Genomic DNA, 17715 nt, shown 5'->3' with positions numbered 1-17715 from the left:
GGGGAAACAGCGGGAAAGAAAGCTGTCGAAGCGCTTCGACAACCTATGGACACCCACTCCCGCTGGGGCTACTGTCGAACCACCCTCACTCGCTCATGTCCACCCTGCGCGCTGTCGAAGCGCTTCACAAAGCTTGGAGAGCTGGATGGTCACCCTCGCCGAGGTCGCCCAGCACGCCGGAGTCTCGGCGAGCACGGTGAGCTATGTCCTCAGCGGCAAGCGGTCCATCTCCACCACCACCCGGCAGCGGGTCGAGGAGAGTATCCGGAAGCTCGGCTACCACCCGAACGCCGGCGCCCGCGCCCTGGCCAGCAGCAGGTCGAACATCATCGCGCTGATGATCCCGCTGCGCACGGACATGTACGTGCCGGTGATGATGGAGATCGCCATCGCGGTCGCGACCAGCGCACGTGCCCACGGATACGACATCCTGCTGCTCACGGGCGAGGAGGGACCCGACGCGGTGCGCCGCGTCACCGGCAGCGGCCTCGCCGACGCGATGATCCTGATGGACGTCGAACTCGACGACGAGCGGCTGCCGCTGCTGCGCGGCACCGACCAGCCCTCGGTGCTGATCGGGCTGCCCGCCGACACCACCGGGCTGACCTGCGTCGACCTCGACTTCCGGGCGACCGGTGCGCTGTGCGTGGAGCATCTGGCGTCGCTGGGACACCGCGACATCGCTGTCATCGGTGAGGCGCCCGCCGTCTACGAGCGGCACACGGGCTTCGCCGAGCGCACCCTGGACGGGCTGCGCACCCGCGCGCGTGAGCTGGGGCTGCGGCTGCTGCACCGCCCGTGCGAGGGCGGCTACGACGCGATGTCCGCGACCCTCGCCCGCGTCTTCGACGAGCGCCCGGACACCACGGGATTCGTCGTCCAGAACGAGTCGGCGGTCGAGCCGCTGCTCGCGCTGCTGCGTCAGCAGGGCCGGGCCGTGCCCGAGGACGTGTCGGTGGTCGCGGTCTGCCCCGAGCAGGTCGCCGCCCAGGCCTCGGTGCGGCTGACCTCGGTCGCCGTGCCCGCGCAGGAGATGGGCCGGCACGCCGTGGAGCAGCTCGTCGCCAAGCTCGACGGGCGCGGCAGCGAGGAGGTCGTGCTGCTCACGCCGGAACTGACGGTACGGGCGAGCTCGGGGCCGGCACCGGTCCGGCCGTAGCCGGCACGGGAGCGGGCCGTGGTCCCGGCCTCCCTGCCGTGTCGCGGCCCCGCTCCCTTCGCCGCCGTCCCGGTCACGCCTCACCCCGCCGTGGGCCACCACCCCGTCCGTCACCCGGCCCCCTCGCCACCGCCCGCCGTGGGCCACCGCCCCGTCGCCACCGCCCCTTCGCAGCCCGGTCCGTCCTGGACCACCCCGCCGTAGGCCACCCTCCCGTCGCCGCCCCCGTCCGGTTCTGCTCTCCGCACCGCCGCGGCGTCCCGCGGCCGCGCTCTTCGTCGGCCGCCGGCCCTCGGTGCTCACCCGTTCGGCCCGTGCCAGGGCACCGCCATGTCCGCACTCCCCAGGAGCACGCCTCGTGAATCAGCCTGCCCAGACACCGCCCGAGGTCAGCCTCGCCCAATCCAAGTACCTGCGGCTGCGCGAGCGGCTGAAGCCGTACGTGCTGGACGTGATGCGCGAGGCGCACGAGGAGGGGTTGCCGGTGATGCGGCCGCTGTTCCTGGAGTTCCCCGGGGACCCGGCGGCGTGGGGGGTGGACGACGCCTACCTCTTCGGCCGGGACCTGCTGGTCGCGCCGGTGCTGACGGCGGGCGCCACGGCCCGGACGGAGTACCTGCCGGCGGGCGCGCGCTGGACGGACGCGTGGACGGGTGAGACGTACGAGGGCGGGGCGACCGTGACGGTCGACGCTCCGCTGGACCGCATCCCGCTGTTCCTGCGGGACGGGGCGCGGCTGCCGGTCGCGGAGTAGACGCGGGGAGGGGCCGGTCCCGGGCGGGGCCGGCCCCTCGGCCGTGGTGCGGTGGGTCAGCCGCCGCTGACCGTCAGGTTGTCGGTGCGGAAGTCCAGACCGCCGGCGGACGAGGTGATCTCGTAGCCGAACTGGACGTCACCGATGGTCTCGTTGCCCATCCAGCCCTTGGTGTCCTTGATCCACTTCAGGATCGGCAGGATGTCGACCGTGCCGGAGCTGGAGTCCGAGGTGCGCAGGAACGAGAAGACCTCGTTGGCGCCGTTGTTCCCCTTGTAGACGTTCCACGAGTGGCCGCCGAGGGTCACCGAACCCTGCGAGGTGCCGAGCGGACCGACGGCGCCGTTGTAGTTGACCCAGAGCATGATCTCGTAGTCGTAGTCCGTGTCCCAGATGTCGTACGACGTGTTGTACGCGCCGGAGGACGGGACCGTGACGTTGTAGCTGCTGGTGAGCGAGCCGAGGGAGGTGATCGGCTTGTTGATCACCTTCTTGGCGTTCGGGTACGACTTGATGCCGCCGGTGTTCGGGTGGTCGGCCCAGACGCCCCAGTTGGTGCCGGAGTTGGCCCAGACGCACTGGCTGCCGGCGCCGGAGCCCCAGATGTTGTTGTAGAGGGTGTAGCCGTTCAGGCTCGTGTTGCCCCACTGGTCGCAGGAGTTCCAGACGGCGGCCTGGGCGGGGGCGGAGGCGAGGCCGACGGTGGCGCCGAGCGCGAGGGCCGGGGCCAGGAGAGCGGTCAGGGTGCGCGTGCGTGGTGCCATGGCGTGTCCTTCCATGGGTGGGGGGAGGGGCGCTGCTGCTACCGCGCCTTGACGCTGATGACGCGGTCCTCCCCGGCGACGAGGTCGAGCGGTTCGGCGCCGGAGGGAGTCCTGAGGTCGATGCGGTGGGTGCGGTCCGGGCGCAGGACGGCCGTCGCACTGCCGTCGGGCGTCCAGGTGAGGTCGAGTGCTGCCCCAAACCGGGTGCGTACGCCCCTGAGTTCGCCCTCGGGGCAGGTGGCCGGGAGAGCGGGGAGCAGCACCAGCCGGCCGGGCGTGGACTGCACGAGCATCTCGATGAGCACGGCCGGGAGGGCGTGCGCGGCGTCGGCGTTGTAGACGTCGCGGTGCGGGTAGTGCGCGCTCATCAGGGACGCGTGGAAGTAGTCGCCGTCGAGCACCCGGCCCAGGGCGTGGGCGACCCGGGCGCCGTCCCCGAGCCGGGCGGCGACCAGGGCGTGGTGGAGGTGACCGTGGGCCGAGCCGTTCTCGGCGCCCCGCAGTTCGAGGGCGCGGTGGGCGGCCTCGGCGAGGCCGGGGGTGTCGTAGGGGGTGATCTCGTCGAGCGGCCAGACGCCGTAGAGGTGGCTGAGGTGGCGGTGGTCGTAGGCGTCCGCCAGGCCGGGCCGGGCCCATTCGGCGAGGGCGCCGTCGGCGTTGATCCGGTGCGGCGGGAGCCGGTCGGCGAGGGCGCGCCAGCGGTCGGCGTGCTCGGGGTGGCGGTCGGCGGCGGTGCGCAGGGCGTGCCGGGCGGCGGAGAGGTCCATGGCCGCGTCGACGGTGCCCCAGCTCGCGTTCGCGGGCCGGTTCTCGGGCGAGTAGGAGGGGACGACGGCGAGCCGGCCGTCGCCGTCGGTGCGGGTGAGGAAGTCCTCGTAGAACAGGGCGACTTCGGCGAGAGCGGCGGTGGTCCGGGGGTCGTGGACGCCATAGGTCTCGTCGTGGTCGACGAGGGGCTTGAGCAGCCAGTCGGCGCCGGCCGTCCACAGGTGCAGGGGGTACTCGCGGCTGAAGTGGTACGTGTGGCCGCACTCGCCGTCGGTGTGCGAGGGCGCGACGACACCGCGGGTGCCGAAGATGGCGCGGGCGTTGTCCCGCCAGTCGGGCAGCTGGCGGTGGACCAGGGCCGCGTGTGCCTCGGTGACCTCGGGCAGGGCGGCCGCGGCGGCGGAGGCGGTCTGGAGGTTGAGGTTGGCGTTGGTGGTGAACGCGCCGGACCAGGCGGTGTTCCAGTCGCCGGTCCACAGGCCGGTCAGGCGGGGCGGGAGCAGGCCGCCGGCCGACAGCAGGTGGTAGCGGCCGGCGGCGAAGAGGCGCTCCAGGAGCGCCGGGCTGTGGGGGTGCGCGAGCAACGCCGAGCCCGGCAGGGCGCGTTCGGCGGGGTCGGCGGCGAGGTCGAGGGTGACACGGTCGTACGCGGTGCGGTGCAGGGCGAGGTGGCGGCCGAGGAGGGCGTCGTACGCGCCGCCAGGCCCGTCGTCCGAGGTGCCGTGCGGTCCGTCGGGGAGGCTCCCGGCCGCCAGGTCGCGCAGGGCGCGTCCCTCTGCGGTCACGTCCAGTTCGCCGGTGTGCCGGCGCACCCGGGTGAGGAGCAGGACCTCCGTGGCGCCCTCGACGAGGACGCCCGGCGGGACCAGCTTCGTGGTGCCGCCGGTGACGGCGACCAGGGTGACGCCGGTGTACGCCAGGTCGCTGCCGGGGTAGCGGGCGCGCAGGCTGAGCAGGGCGCCCCCGGGGGTGAGCACGGCGCCGTGGCCGATGCCCAGGCCGGCGGGGACGCCGGGGAGGCGGGGGTCGAGGGAGAGGTCGAGGGTGAGGTGCGGGGCGGCGAGGTGCTGGACGATCACGTCGTCGGCGCGGGAGACGAAGACCCGGCTGGTCCAGGTGGAGCGGGCCGCGGTCGCCTCGCCGGTGGTGAAGTCGACGGAGCGGCGGTAGGGGTGGCCGGTGTCGCCGGGGGGCCTGTTCAGCCGGATCTGGAACGCCGGGTGGAAGGGCCGGACCCACTGCAGCGGGCGGCCGTCCGTGAACTCCTCGGCGGCGGTCGTGTCGCCCGCGAGCAGGCGGTCCTGCAGCGCGGGGAGCCCGGCGGCGAGCCGGGGCGGCCGGCGGAGCTCGTCGCCGCCGTTCGGGCGTACGAGGGTGTGGTGGGTCACGACGACCCGGTCGGCCCCCGGGTCGCCGAACACCAGGGCGCCGTGGTGGCCGTTGCCGCTGAGGAAGGCGTCCTCCCAGCGGGCGGCGGGCTCGGGTTCCCAGGTTCCGTGCACGGGCCCGCCGGTCATGAGGCCGGCCCCGCCAGGACCGCCACGCCGTAGCGGTCGAGGGTGACACGGTCGGTGACGGTCGTCTCGGTCAGCAGGTCGCGGTGGGTGCCGGGGACGTCGACGGTGACCGGCTCGCGGCCGTGGTGGAGGAGGAACAGCAGGTCGCCGCGGCGTACCGCCTCCACCTGGGCCGGGAGCCCGTCGAGCACCGGGCGGGCGCCCGCTTCGGCTGCGGCCCGGGCGAGCAGCCCGCGCAGCGCGTCCGGTTCCGGCAGGGTCGACACGTACCAGGCGCGGCCCTTGCGCAGGACGGCCGGGAGTCCGTCCAGCTCGCCGCCCTTGTACGGGAGGGTCTCGGTGGCGGTGCCGTCCGGTTCGATCTCCTCCGACCACAGCGTGCCCCGGAAGCCGTCGCAGGCGGCCGTCTCGTCCGCCTCCAGGGGCCACCACTCGTGCAGGGTGCGGATGCCGAACAGGTCACGCAGCCGGGCGTCCATGCCGCCGGGCCTGATCCGGTCGTCCTGGTCGGCGATGCCGGTGAGGAAGCCGCAGACGAGGGTGCCGCCGCCGCGGACGTAGGCGAGGAGGTTGTCGATCGCGGCGTCCGTGAGTGCGTAGAGCTGCGGCACGACGACCGCCCGGTACGGGGTCAGGTCGTGCTCGGGGTGGGCGAAGTCGGTGGTGAGGTGGGCCTCCCACAGGGCACGGTGCCAGGCGTGCAGGACGTCCGGGTAGTCGAAGCGGGTGGAGGGGCGGCCGTCCTGGGCGCCGGCCCACCAGGAGTGCCAGTCGTGCAGGACGGCGACGTCGGCCGTGATCCGGGTGTCCGCGACGTGGGGGCCTATCTTCGCCAGGTCGGCGCCGAGCTGTTTGACCTCCTGGTGCGTACGGCCCTGCTCCCCCGCGTGGCCGACCATGCCGGAGTGGAACTTCTCCGCGCCCTGCCTCGACTGGCGCCACTGGAAGTAGCAGACGGCGTCCGCGCCGCGCGCCACGGCCTGGAGGGACCACAGGCGGTTCAGACCGCGCGGCTTGGGGTGGTCGGCGCCGCGCCAGTTCACCGGTCCGGCCGCCTGCTCCATCAGCATCCAGGGGCCACGGGCCTGCGAGCGGGTCATGTCCTGGACCAGGGCGCCGTGCTGGGCGCCCAGGGGGTCGCGCGGGTCGGGGTAGAGGTCGACGGAGACGACGTCCTCCTCCTCGGCCCAGCGCCAGGCGTCCTGGCCGTGCCACAGCGGCATGAAGTTCGTGGTGACCGGGAGGTGCGGGGTGTGGCGCCGGACGATGTCGCGTTCGGCGGTGAAGCACTCCAGGAGCATGTCGGAGGTGAAGCGGCGGAAGTCCAGCACCTGGGTGGGGTTCTTCAGGTAGTGGGCGCGGCGGGCCGGGAGGATCTCCTCCCAGTCGCCGTAGCCCTGGCTCCAGAAGGCGGTGCCCCAGGCGGTGTTGAGGGCGTCGAGGGTGCCGTACCTGTGCTGGAGCCAGCGGCGGAAACGGGCGGCGGACTCGTCGCCGTGGTCGAAGGTGCAGTACTCGTTGTTGATGTGCCACATGGTGAGGGCCGGGTGGCCGGCGTAGCGGGCGGCCAGGGCCTCGGTGATGGCGGCGGCGTGGCGGCGGTAGGTGGCGCTGGAGTGCGAGAAGTGCTGCCGGCCGCCCCACCACTCGGTGCGGCCGTCCTCGTCGCGGGGCAGGGTGTCCGGGTGGAGGCGCCCCAGCCAGGGCGGGGGCGCCGAGGTGGGGGTGGCAAGGACGACACCGATGGCGTGGGCGTGCATCAGGTCCATCAGGTGGTCCAGCCAGGCGAAGTGGTGGACGCCGGGCCGGGGTTCGAGCTTCGACCAGGAGAAGACGCCGAGGGTGACGGAGTTGACGCCGGCGGCCTTCATCAGGCGGACGTCCTCGTGCCAGGTCTCCTCGGGCCACTGCTCGGGGTTGTAGTCGCCGCCGAAGAGGATGCGGCCGCGGGTGGTGTCCGCGAGGCTCGGCGTCATCAGGGCTCCCCGTACTGGATGCCGCGCCCGTTGGTGGCGAGGTGGACACGGCCGTGGACGCGCGGGTCGCCGGTGATCGTCTCGCCGGTCCAGAAGCCGGTGCCACCGATGACGACGTTGCGCCAGTGGTAGGGGGTGTCCCCGCCGCCTTCGGCGGCCCGGGCTCGCCCGGGGGCGACAGGAACGGCGGCCGGCACGGCACCGGCCGCCGCCCCGGCGAGTACGGCGCGTCTGTTCGGGCGGAACGTGGACATGAGACACCTCGCTCTGCAAGGGACGGGGAGGGGAGAAACCCAAGGGGCGCGGGACACCTCACCCCTTCACCGCACCGGTCAGCATCCCCTTCTTGAAGTGACGCTGGACGAACGGCGACAGCACGGCCACGGGCAGCAGGGCCATGACCATCACGGCCATCTGCACGGCCAGACCGGAGAGCTCACCGGTCTTGATCGCCTGGCCCAGGCCGACCGGCGCCTCCTGCTTCTGCACGAGCTGGATCATGACGTTCTGCAGGGGCAGCATGTCCTGGTCGTTGAGGTACAGGGAGGCGTTGAACCACGCGCTCCAGTAGCCCACGGCGTAGAACAGGGTGATCACCGCGACGACCGCGCGGGACAGCGGCAGGACGATCTGCCACAGGATGCGCAGGTCCCCGGCGCCGTCGATGCGGGCGCTGTCGGTCAGCTCCTGGGAGATGCCCATGAAGAAGCCGCGCAGCACCAGGATGTTGAAGACGCTGATCGCGCTGGGCAGGATCAGCGCGAGGTAGCTGTCCGTCAGGCCGAGGGACTGCACCAGCAGGTAGGTGGGGATGAGGCCCGCGCTGAAGAACATCGTGGCCAGCAGCACCATGAGGATCCAGCGGTGGCCCAGTGAGCCGCTGCGGGACAGTCCGTAGGCGCACAGGACCGACACCGCCATCGAGAACAGCGTGCCGACGAGGGTGATGCCGATGCTGACGAGCGCGGCGCGGGTGACCTGGCCGCCGCTGAGCAGTTCCTGGTAGGCGACGAAGGTGATGTCCTTCGGGATCATCACCAGCCCGCCGGCCTCGTCGATGGCCTTGCGCGAGGAGAGGCTGGTGACGACGACGATCCACAGCGGGAAGAGGATGCCCAGGCAGGCCAGGAGCAGTACCAGCCCCTTGCCGGCGAGTCCGGCCCGGCTGGGCTCCTCCTCCCACACCGGCCGGGGCGGGGCCGCCCACCGGCCGGGCGTGCGCGCGGACTTGTCGGTCACCGCGGTCGCTTCTTGCACGGCGGTCACTTCTTGTACACCCCCTGCTCGCCCATGAGGTGGGCCACCTTGTTCGCGATCAGGACCAGGCCGAGGCTGATGACGCCCTTGACGAGCCCGGCGGCGGCCGCGTAGCCGAAGTCCTGGTTGCGGACGCCGTTCCACCACACGAAGGTGTCGAGGACCTCCGCGGCTCCCGGTCCGACGGCGTCGCGTTGCAGCAGGATCTGTTCGAAGCCGACCGTCAGGGCGTCGCCGACGCGCAGCACCAGCAGCAGGGCGATCACCGGGCGCAGCGCGGGCAGCGTGACGTGCCACATGCGGCGCCAGCGGCCCGCGCCGTCCATCGCGGCGGCCTCGTACAGGTCGGGACTGACGGAGGCGAGCGCGGCGAGGAAGACGATGATCCCCCAGCCGGCGTCCTTCCACACGCTCTGCGCGGTGACCAGGAACTTGAAGGTGTCCGGGTCGGTCATGAGACTGAGTCCGTCGTACCCGTGGTCGCGCAGCAGCTGGGACAACAGCCCCGCCCCGCCGAACAGCTGCTGGAAGACGGCGATGACCAGCACCCACGAGAAGAAGTGCGGCAGGTAGAGGATGGCCTGCGAGATCGCCCGCACCCGGGGCCGGACCACGCTGTTGATGAGCAGCGCGAGGAGGATGGGGACCGGGAAGTACAGCACGAGCTGGAGGAGGAACAGCACCAGCGTGTTCCGCACGGAGTTCCAGAAGGCGGAGTCCTCGAAGATCCGCTGGAAGTTCTCCAGGCCCACCCAGGGGCTGTGCAGGATGGAGACGATCCCGTTGTCGCTGATGTAGGGGTCGTACTCCTGGAAGGCGACGACGTTGCCGAGGATCGGTACGTAGTTGAAGAGCAGCACCAGCAGGACGGCCGGCAGTGTCATCAGCAGCAGTACGCGGTCGCGCCGGAATCTCAGCCGCAGGCCGATCCTCCCCGTGCTCTTCTTGCCCTTCCGTGAGCCGGTGGCGTCGCCGGACGCCACCGGGGTCTTCTTCGTCGCGTCGGCCTCGGCCCTGGTCCGAGGCACCGTGCTGTGGGACACGGCCGTTCTCCTCGCCTCGGTACCGGTCAGCCCGCCGCCGCGCCGTTGTCGTCGAGCAGCTTCTTGTACCAGTCGCGCAGTTCGTCGCCGCCCTTGCTCCGCCAGTCGGAGACGGCCTGCTGCATGTCGCTGACCTTCTTGCGGCCGCGGACGACGTCGTCCTCCAGCTGCTCGAAGTCGTTGGAGAGGTTGGTGTAGCGGGCGGGCTCGGTGATCTGCATGCCGTAGAAGGCGGGCTTCCTGGTGAAGGCGCCCATCCGCTGCTGCCACTCGACCTGTCCCTTGGCGACCTCGGGGAAGTCGGGGTGGGCGATGGTCGCGGCGGGGCTCGCCACCATCACGTAGGCGTTCATCACGTCGATGTTGCCCTGGTCGGTCTTGGTGGGCACGCCGTCCTTGACGGTGTAGTGGGTGCCCTCCACACCGTAGTTGGTGGCCATGTACTCCTTGGTGCCGTACGGCGCGGCGGTGACGTTGGCGACGGCCAGCACGTCGCGGATCACGGACTTGGACGCCTTCTTGTTGACGAAGGCGAAGATGCTCGCCGGGTTCTGCGCCCACAGCGTGGGCTCACCGCCGTCGTGCCCGAAGAAGTCCATGCCCCAGATCCTGAACCCGGGGTTCTGGGTGGCCTGTTCGGCGGTGCGGCTCCACCACTGGGAGATGTCCTGGTTGTAGATGAGGAACTCGCCGGCGGCGAACTTGGGCCCGGGGTCGACGGCGTTGCTCTTGCCCAGATGGGCGTCGGGGTGCACGACCCCGGCGGCGAACAGCTTGCGCGTCCATTCCAGAGCCTCGAGATACCCCTCCGTCTCGATGCGGTTGATCAGCTTGCCGTCGACCTCGTTCCAGCCGAGGGACTTCTCGTTGCCGGAGAGCACGCCGAAGGCGTTGAAGGCGGTCCACTTCATGTCCAGGCAGGCCCAGCGCCTGGCCTTCGCGTTGGTGGCCTCCTTGGCCAGCGCCATGAACTCGTCGCAGGACCGGGGGACCTCGTAGCCCTCCTTCTCGAAGACGTCCTGGCGGTACAGCGGCAGAATGCCGGACACGTACGAGGACGGCATCGGCAGGCCGAGCAGCTTGCCGCCGAAGAGGGAGCGCTGCCAGGCGTCGGTGGGGATCGCCGCGAGATTGGGGTACTCCTTGACGGCGTCGCCGGAGAGGTAGGGGCCGAGGTCGGCGAACTTGCCGATGATGGCGCTGGGGATCTTGCCGGTCATGTTCCAGCCGGGGACGACCACGACGTCGGGCACCTCGCTGGAGGCGAGGACCGCGCCGAGCTTCTGGTCGTAGGTGTTGCCGTCCTGGTTCTGCCAGACCACGTCGACGCCGATGAGGTCGTTCATCGCCTTGTAGTAGGCGTTGTCCTCCTTCGGCGGGGACCCCCAGAACGGCGACATGACGGTGACCCGGCCGCCCTTGCCGAGCTTCTTGGGCACCGAGGTCTTCAGGTCCGCGAGGTCGAGCTTGCCGGTGAAGCCGACCGCGGAGCCGTTCTTGCTGGGGATGTCGGGGGTGACCACGTTGCCGGCCACGTACGCCGGCAGCAGCTTCTCGGCGTCCTTGCCCGACGTGGTGCCGTCGCGCGAGCCGCCGTCGGATCCGCCACAGGCGGAGAGCAGCGGCATTCCTCCCGCCACCGCTGCGGTGGCGACCGCCGTGGAGGCGAGGAACTTTCTCCGGCTGGGGCCGGAGGCGGCGTTCGGCGTCATTGCGTCAACCCTTCATGGCGCACCAGGACACCCGGCGGTGGCCGTCGGCTGCGGTGTCTAGTGGAACTGGCTGAGCTGAAGCGGTCGTCGGAGGAATGCGCGGCACCGGACGCACTCGAGGTACGTCCCTGGTTCACCGCTTCCGTAGTCGAAGCGCTTCGATGTTGCTGCGAGGTTAAGTGAACGCCTGAGGGCGCACAAGGGTCGCTTCCAAGATTCCTCCGAGGCGTGCCGAGCGACGAGCGACAGACCGAGTTCGTGCGGGACTTGGAGAGTGACCAGAAGTCTGAGTTCGTGTGCGGATACGGGTTGACACCCGGCCCGGAGCCGAATGAGCATCGAAGCGCTTCGAAAGCGTCTCGCCGCTCCATCGCAAGGGGATCTCCACGTGACCGCACCCACGCCGCCTTTCCGCGATCCGCACCTGCCGTTCGGGAAGCGCGTCGACGACCTGATGTCGCGGCTGACGCTCGACGAGAAGACCGCGTTCCTGCACCAGTTCGCCCCGGCCGTCGAACGGCTCGGCATCGCCGCGTTCCGCACCGGCCAGGAGGCGCTGCACGGGGTGGCCTGGATGGGCCCGGCGACCGTGTTCCCGCAGGCCGTGGGCCTCGGCGCCACCTGGAACGAGGACCTGGTGCGCCGGGTCGGCGAGGCGGTGTCCAAGGAGGCCCGGGCGATGCGCGCCCGCGACGGACGCGTCGGCCTCAACGTGTGGTCCCCGACCGTCAACCTGCTGCGCCACCCCCTGTGGGGCCGCAACGAGGAGGGCTACTCGGAGGACCCGAAGCTCACCTCGGCCATCGCCACCGCCTACACCCGCGGCCTGCGCGGCAGTCATCCGACGTACTGGCGCACGGCGCCCGTGCTCAAGCACTGGCTCGCCCACAACAACGAGACCGACCGGGACACCTCCTCGTCGTCCGTCCGCCCGCGCGTCCTGCACGAGTACGACCTGCGCGCCTTCCGCGAGACGGTCGAGGCGGGCGCGGTGGCCGGAGTGATGCCGGCGTACAACCTGGTCAACGGCCGCCCGAACCACGTCTCCCCGTACCTGCGCGAGCAGCTGCGCACCTGGACGGACGAGGAGCTGCTGGTCTGCTCGGACGCCGGCGCCCCTTCCAACCTGGTCGACTCCGAGCACTACTTCGACACCCACGAGGAGGCGACCGCCGCCGCGCTGCACGCCGGGGTGGACAGCTTCACCGACCACGGCACGGACTCCACGAAGACCGTCGCGCGGGTCCGGGGCGCCCTCGGACAGGGACTGCTCACCGAGGCCGACCTCGACGCGGCCGTACGCCGCCAGCTCTCGGTCCGCTTCCGCCTCGGCGAGTTCGACCCCGAGCAGGACCCGTACGCCGCCACCGCCGACTTCGACACCCCGGAGCACCGCGCGCTCGCCCTGGAGGCCGCCGAGCAGGCGGCCGTCCTGCTCAAGAACGACGGCGTGCTGCCGCTGGCCCCGGACACCCGCGTCGCCGTCGTCGGACTGCTCGCCGACGAGTGCAAGCTCGACTGGTACAGCGGCACGCTCCTGCACCGCTCCACCCCGCTGGAGGGCCTGTACGAGCGGTTCGGCGCGAAGAACGTCAGCTTCGCGGAGGGCGTGGACCGGATCCGGCTGAGGACCACCGCCGGTACGTTCCTGCACGTGCTCCCGGCAGAGGACTCCCCCGACGGGGCGCCCGGCGCCGAGGGCGCCCTCGACCCGGCCCTGATCGCCGGCCGCACCGACCTGCCGCCGCTCACCACCGACGCCACCGGCAGCGAACTCGCGCTCGTCGACTGGGGCGAGGGGGTGCTCACCCTGCGCGCCCACGACGGCCGGTACCTGTCCGTCGCCGAGGACGGCTTCGTCCGCGCCTCCGCCGACCAGCCCGGCGGCTGGGTCGTGCAGGAGACGTTCCGCCTGGAACCCCACGGGAACGGGCACCTCCTCCGGCACCTGGGGACGGGTCGTCCCGTCTGTGTCGCCGCCGACGGCGTGAAGGTTGCCGCGGACGACACGGGCGGTGAGGTCTTCGGGCTGGTCGTCGCCGAGCGCGGCGAGGACGCGGTGACGCGGGCCGCGGCCGGGGCCGACGTGGTCGTGGTGGTGGCGGGCAACGACCCGCACATCAACGGCCGGGAGACCGCGGACCGTACGACCCTGCGGCTGCCGGAGCAGCAGGAACGGCTGCTGCGCGCGGCCCGCGCCGCCAACCCGCGCACGGTGCTGGCGCTGGTCTCCGCCTACCCGTACGCGGTCGACGCGGAGACCCTCCCGGCGGTGCTGTGGACCGCGCACGGCGGCCAGGCGGCCGGCACCGCGCTGGCCCGGGTCCTGGCCGGTGACGTCTCCCCCGCAGGGCGGCTTCCGCAGACCTGGTACGCCGACGACGCCGACCTGCCCGGTCTGCTCGACTACGACGTGATCGGCGGCCGCCAGACCTACCTGTACTTCGAGGGGGCCCCGCTGTTCCCCTTCGGACACGGCCTGTCGTACGCGTCCTTCGCGTACGCGGACCTCTCCGCCCGGGTCGGGGACGGCTCGGTGTCCGTGTCCTTCACGGTCACCAACACGGGGGACGTCACCGCCGACGAGGTGGCGCAGCTCTACGCCCGCGCCGAGGCACCCTCGGTCCCGCGCCCGCGCCGGGAGCTGCTGGCGCACCGGCGGCTCACCCTGGCCCCGGGCGAGCGGGCGCAGGTGTCCTTCGACGTGCCGCTGTCCGCCTTCGCGTTCTGGGACGTCGCGCACGGCCGGTGGCGGCTGGAGCCGGGCCCGTACGCCCTGCTGGCCGGCGCGTCCAGCGAGGACGTGCGCCTGGAGACGAATGTCGTGCTCGACGGGGAGCCCGCCGCGCCGCGCCCGGTGCGCGAACGGGGCCTGGAGGCGGCCGGCTTCGACGAGCAGAGCGGCACGGAGATCGTGGACCGCACGAAGCCGGCGGGCGACGCGGTGACGCCGGTCGCGGGCGGGGCCGGTGAACTGCTCTACCGCGCCTGCGACTTCGGTTCCGGCGTCACAGGGGTGACCGTCGCGGTGGCGGGCGGGGGCACGGTGGAGATCGCCCTCGACGGGGGCCCCTCGTCGGCGGTGCTGTCGCCGCGGGCGCCGACGCAGGGCCCGTACGACTACGTGGAGCTCGGCGCCGCCCTGACCGCCGAGGGCGTGCACGATCTGACCATCAGGCTGCGCGGCTCACTGCGGCTCGCGCACGTCGGCTTCTCCGGTTGAGGGTCCGGAGGAAGCCGGCACGCCGACGGCCCGAACCCCCGCACAGTGGGCTCGGGCCGTCGGCCTTCTCGGGGTGGGTCAGAGGGCGAGGCCCGTCAGCACCAGCACCCGCTCGTAGGTGTAGTCGTCCATCGCGAACCTGACGCCCTCGCGGCCCACGCCGGACTGCTTGGCACCGCCGTACGGCATCTGGTCGGCGCGGTAGGAGGGCACGTCGCCGACGACGACACCGCCGACCTCCAGCGCGCGGTGGGCACGGAAGGCGGCCTGCACGTCGTGGGTGAACACGCCTGCCTGAAGGCCGTACTTGGAGTCGTTGACGGCGGCGAACGCCTCGTCCTCGCCGTTCACCTTCTGCACGCTCAGCACGGGACCGAAGACCTCCTCGCAGGCGAGGGTGACGTCGGCCGGCAGATCGGTCAGGACGGTCGGCGCGTACGAGGCGCCGTCCCGCTTGCCGCCGGTGAGGAGCTTCGCGCCCGCGGCGACGGCCTCGTCGACCCAGGACTCCACGCGCTCGGCGGCGGCCTCGCTGACCAGCGGGCCGACGTCCGTGGCGTCGTCGTTCGGGTCGCCGGTGACCTGGGCCTCGACGGCGGCGACGATGCGCGGCAGCAGACGGTCGTACACGGCGGCGTCGGCGATCACGCGCTGCACCGAGATGCAGGACTGGCCGCCCTGGTAGTTGGAGAAGGTCGCGATGCGGGTCGCGGCCCAGTCGAGGTCCTGGTCGCTCGCCCAGTCGCCGAGGACCACGGCCGCGCCGTTGCCGCCCAGCTCCAGGGTGCAGTGCTTGCGCGGCACCGAGTCCATGATCGCGTAACCGACCGTCTCGGAGCCGGTGAAGGAGATGACCGGCAGCCGCTCGTCCTGGACGAGGGCGGGCATGCGGTCGTTGGAGACCGGCAGGATGCTCCAGGAGCCGGCGGGCAGCTCGGTCTCGGCGAGCAGGTCACCGAGGATCAGGCCGGAGAGAGGGGTGGCGGGGGCCGGCTTGAGGATGATCGGCGCACCGGCCGCGATCGCCGGGGCGATCTTGTGGGCACACAGGTTCAGCGGGAAGTTGAACGGCGCGATGCCGAGGACGACGCCCTTGGGGAAGCGGCGGGTGAGGGCGAGCCGGCCCTGGCCGCTGGCGTCGGTGTCCAGGCGCTGCGCCTCGCCGCCGTTGAAGCGGCGGGCCTCCTCGGCCGCGAAGCGGAAGACGGACACGGCGCGGCCGACCTCGCCGCGGGCCCACTTGATCGGCTTGCCGTTCTCGGCGGAGATCAGCCGGGCGAGCTCCTCCGTGCGCTCGGCCAGGCGGCGGCTGACGTGGTCCAGGGCGGCGGCGCGGACGTGGGCGGGGGTGGCGGCGAACTCGTCCCGTACGGCGTACGCGGCGGCCACGGCCTCCTCGACCTGGGCGTCGGTGGGCAGGCTCACCGTGGCGACGGTGCGGCCGTCCCACGGGGACGTGACGTCGAAGGTGTCCTCACCGGTGGCCTGGCGGCCGGCGAGCCAGAAGGCGTGGGTGGAAGTCATAGTGGAGTCCCGGCCCTTCCGCGTTGGGGGTGTGTGTACGGGTGTGCGGAGTCCACGGTAGGGCGGGGGGCGGCGGGTGGCGTTTGTCCGAGCCGTAGTGGTGGGGGGTGGGGGTTCGACGGATTGGCGGGGTGCGGGGTCCGGGGCTGTGCGCTTCTCGCCCCCGCCGCCCCTTCCCGTCCCTGGGGGCTACGCCCCCCAGACCCCCCTTCGGCCTGGACGGCCTCGTCCTCGAACGCCGGACGGGCTCACATCACTCCGCTGACGTCGCCTTCAGGGCCAGCCACAGCTCCATCCGTACGTCCGGGTCGTCCAGGGAACGGCCGAGGATCTCCTCCACGCGGCGCATCCGGTAGCGCAGGGTGTGGCGGTGGACGCCCAGGTCGGCGGCCGCCGCGTCCCACTGGCCGTGCCGGGAGAGCCAGGCGCGCAGGGAGGCCACCAGGTCGCCCCGGCCGGTGGCGTCGTGGTCGCGCAGCGCCCGCAGCAGGCCGTCGGCGAAGGCGCGCACCGCGTCGTCGGCGAGCAGCGGCAGCACCGAGCCCGCGGCCAGGTGTTCGTGCTCCACGCAGACCCGGCCGCGCCGGCGGGCCACCGACAGCGCCTGCTCGGCCTGCTTGTAGGCGGCGGACGCGGCGATGGGCCCGGACGGCGCCGACAGGCCGACGACCAGCCCCTCCTCGTCGCCGCCCGTGATCGGCTCCGGCGTCGGCCGGGACGCTTCCAGGGCCGCCGCGTACGCGGCGCAGGCGGCGACGGCCGCGCCCTCGTCGGTGGCCAGGACGACCAGACGTTGCCCCTCGGGCACCACCAGCACCGCCTCACCGGCCCGGGCCGCCGCCGACTCGACGGCCTCGGCGAGGGCGCCGAGCGGGTCGCCGCCGGTGTCGGCCGCGGCCAGCGATGCGGCGGACGGCTTGAGGGCGGGCACGCGCGGTGGCGGCCCGGCGTGCGCCCGGGCGGCCGAGGCCGACGCGGACTCGGCGACGATCATCCGGAAGGGCGCGTCGAGCAGGTCGCCGTACAGGTCGCCGGCGACCGCGCGGGCGTGGTCGGGTTCGCCGGCGAGCAGCATGCGCAGCACGGCCGCGCCGATGCGCTGCTCGGCGGCGTGCAGGGAGCGGGAGCGTTCCGTGGTGAGCGTCAGCAGGGCGATGGCGGAGTGGACGGCGTACCGCTCGGCGGTGCCGAGGGTGGCGGCCGTGCCGACCGCGAGCGCCGCGCGGGCCTTGCGGGAGGTGCCGAGGGAGTGCAGCTCGACCCGGTCGGTGTTCTCGGGCTGCTCGGAGTCGCCCGCGCCGCCCCCGACCACGGAGGAGGCCGGAGCCGGCCGCTCCCGCAGCCGCTGCACGTCCGCGGTGAGCCGCGCCGCCCTGCGGCCGGCCCACTCGGGTGCCGCGGCGACGACGGCGCCCGCCGTGTCGTACAGCGCCGCCCAGCCGTCGACCTGCGCGGCCAGGGCGGCCAGCAGCCCCTCCGGGCCGTCGGTCAGTGCCTGCTTGGTCAGCTCCCGCTGCGCCGCGAAGCCCGCCGTGACCGCCCGGTACTGGTCGGCGGCGATGGCGGCGGACACGGCCTTGCTGATGGCGAGGAAGGGCGTGCGGCGCGGGACCTCCAGCAGCGGCAGGCCCTCTCCCCGCGCGGCCTCGACCAGCGCGTCGGGGATGTCCTCGTAGTGGACCCCGACGGCGAACCCGAGCCCCACCACCCCGGCCCCGGCCAGCCGCCTCACGTACTGGCGCATCGCCTGCGGGTCCTCCGCGTCCAGCTTGAGCGCGGTGATCAGCAGGAGCTCGCCGCCCTCCATGTAGGGCACGGGGTCGGCGAGCTCGCTGGAGTGGGCCCAGCGGACCGGCACGTCGAGGCGGTCCTCGCCCGCGCGCACGGTCAGTTTGAGCGCGGAGTGGTGGACGAGCGAGGCGAGCGTCGGGGGCATGGGGCCTTCAGATCTGCGTCAGGTGTGCGAGGGCGGTGCGGAATCTCTGTGATCCTTTGGCCGCCGCGTATGAACGGCCTGT

Annotated in this window: 11 protein-coding genes and 1 pseudogene; 3 read left to right on the top strand and 9 right to left on the bottom strand. The window is 72.6% G+C overall.

The window, feature by feature from the left end; all coding sequences use genetic code 11:
* Positions 1-145: 145 nt before the first annotated feature.
* Both ACIRG6_RS29720 and ACIRG6_RS29715 read left to right on the top strand, forming a co-directional pair.
* Positions 146-1159, top strand: a complete 1014-nt coding sequence (locus tag ACIRG6_RS29720) for a LacI family DNA-binding transcriptional regulator (protein WP_403325029.1) — start codon at positions 146-148, stop codon at positions 1157-1159.
* Between the two features lie 406 nt (positions 1160-1565).
* Positions 1566-1913, top strand: a pseudogene (locus ACIRG6_RS29715) (TIM-barrel domain-containing protein); the annotation flags it as partial.
* Positions 1914-1969: 56 nt separating this feature from the next.
* Here ACIRG6_RS29715 and ACIRG6_RS29710 read toward each other — a convergent pair.
* The 7 genes from ACIRG6_RS29710 to ACIRG6_RS29680 are packed head-to-tail and all read right to left on the bottom strand — an operon-like array spanning position 1970 to position 10950.
* Complete coding sequence (locus tag ACIRG6_RS29710; protein WP_364680316.1) at positions 1970-2677, bottom strand: glycoside hydrolase family 12 protein; 708 nt, start codon at positions 2675-2677, stop codon at positions 1970-1972.
* A gap of 38 nt (positions 2678-2715) precedes the next feature.
* Complete coding sequence (locus ACIRG6_RS29705; RefSeq protein WP_364680319.1) at positions 2716-4962, bottom strand: glycosyl hydrolase family 95 catalytic domain-containing protein; 2247 nt, start codon at positions 4960-4962, stop codon at positions 2716-2718.
* Positions 4959-6938 (bottom strand): beta-galactosidase, encoded by a 1980-nt coding sequence (locus ACIRG6_RS29700; RefSeq protein ID WP_364821115.1) that lies wholly within the window; start codon positions 6936-6938, stop codon positions 4959-4961. The genes ACIRG6_RS29705 and ACIRG6_RS29700 overlap by 4 nt, the downstream gene beginning before the upstream one ends.
* Positions 6938-7192 (bottom strand): hypothetical protein, encoded by a 255-nt coding sequence (locus ACIRG6_RS29695; protein WP_364680324.1) that lies wholly within the window; start codon positions 7190-7192, stop codon positions 6938-6940. Before ACIRG6_RS29695 ends, ACIRG6_RS29700 begins: the two co-directional genes overlap by 1 nt.
* Positions 7193-7250: 58 nt before the next feature.
* The gene (locus ACIRG6_RS29690; protein WP_403325049.1) at positions 7251-8177 is read right to left on the bottom strand and encodes a carbohydrate ABC transporter permease; all 927 of its coding nucleotides are present in this window, start codon (positions 8175-8177) and stop codon (positions 7251-7253) included.
* 23 nt (positions 8178-8200) lie between these two features.
* Positions 8201-9238 carry an ABC transporter permease gene (locus tag ACIRG6_RS29685; RefSeq protein ID WP_364680330.1) on the bottom strand — a complete coding sequence of 346 codons (1038 nt, stop codon included), beginning with the start codon at positions 9236-9238 and terminating at the stop codon, positions 8201-8203.
* A gap of 26 nt (positions 9239-9264) precedes the next feature.
* Positions 9265-10950, bottom strand: a complete 1686-nt coding sequence (locus ACIRG6_RS29680) for an extracellular solute-binding protein (RefSeq protein WP_364821118.1) — start codon at positions 10948-10950, stop codon at positions 9265-9267.
* 331 nt (positions 10951-11281) lie between these two features.
* Between ACIRG6_RS29680 and ACIRG6_RS29675 the strand changes: the two genes are divergently transcribed.
* Positions 11282-14173, top strand: coding sequence for a glycoside hydrolase family 3 C-terminal domain-containing protein (locus tag ACIRG6_RS29675; RefSeq protein ID WP_403325028.1), 2892 nt, complete (start codon positions 11282-11284; stop codon positions 14171-14173).
* Positions 14174-14251: 78 nt separating this feature from the next.
* On the opposite strand, the gene ACIRG6_RS29670 is transcribed toward ACIRG6_RS29675, so the two are convergent.
* Positions 14252-15697, bottom strand: a complete 1446-nt coding sequence (locus ACIRG6_RS29670) for an aldehyde dehydrogenase family protein (protein ID WP_403325027.1) — start codon at positions 15695-15697, stop codon at positions 14252-14254.
* Positions 15698-15950: 253 nt separating this feature from the next.
* Positions 15951-17633 (bottom strand): PucR family transcriptional regulator, encoded by a 1683-nt coding sequence (locus tag ACIRG6_RS29665; protein ID WP_364821126.1) that lies wholly within the window; start codon positions 17631-17633, stop codon positions 15951-15953.
* Positions 17634-17715 lie beyond the last annotated feature (82 nt).

It is taken from the genome of Streptomyces flaveolus (assembly GCF_044765825.1).
In the GTDB taxonomy this organism is placed as follows: domain Bacteria; phylum Actinomycetota; class Actinomycetes; order Streptomycetales; family Streptomycetaceae; genus Streptomyces; species Streptomyces flaveolus.
The sequence above is the reverse complement of the archived record's forward strand: the minus strand, read 5'-3'. Positions and strand labels throughout refer to the sequence as shown.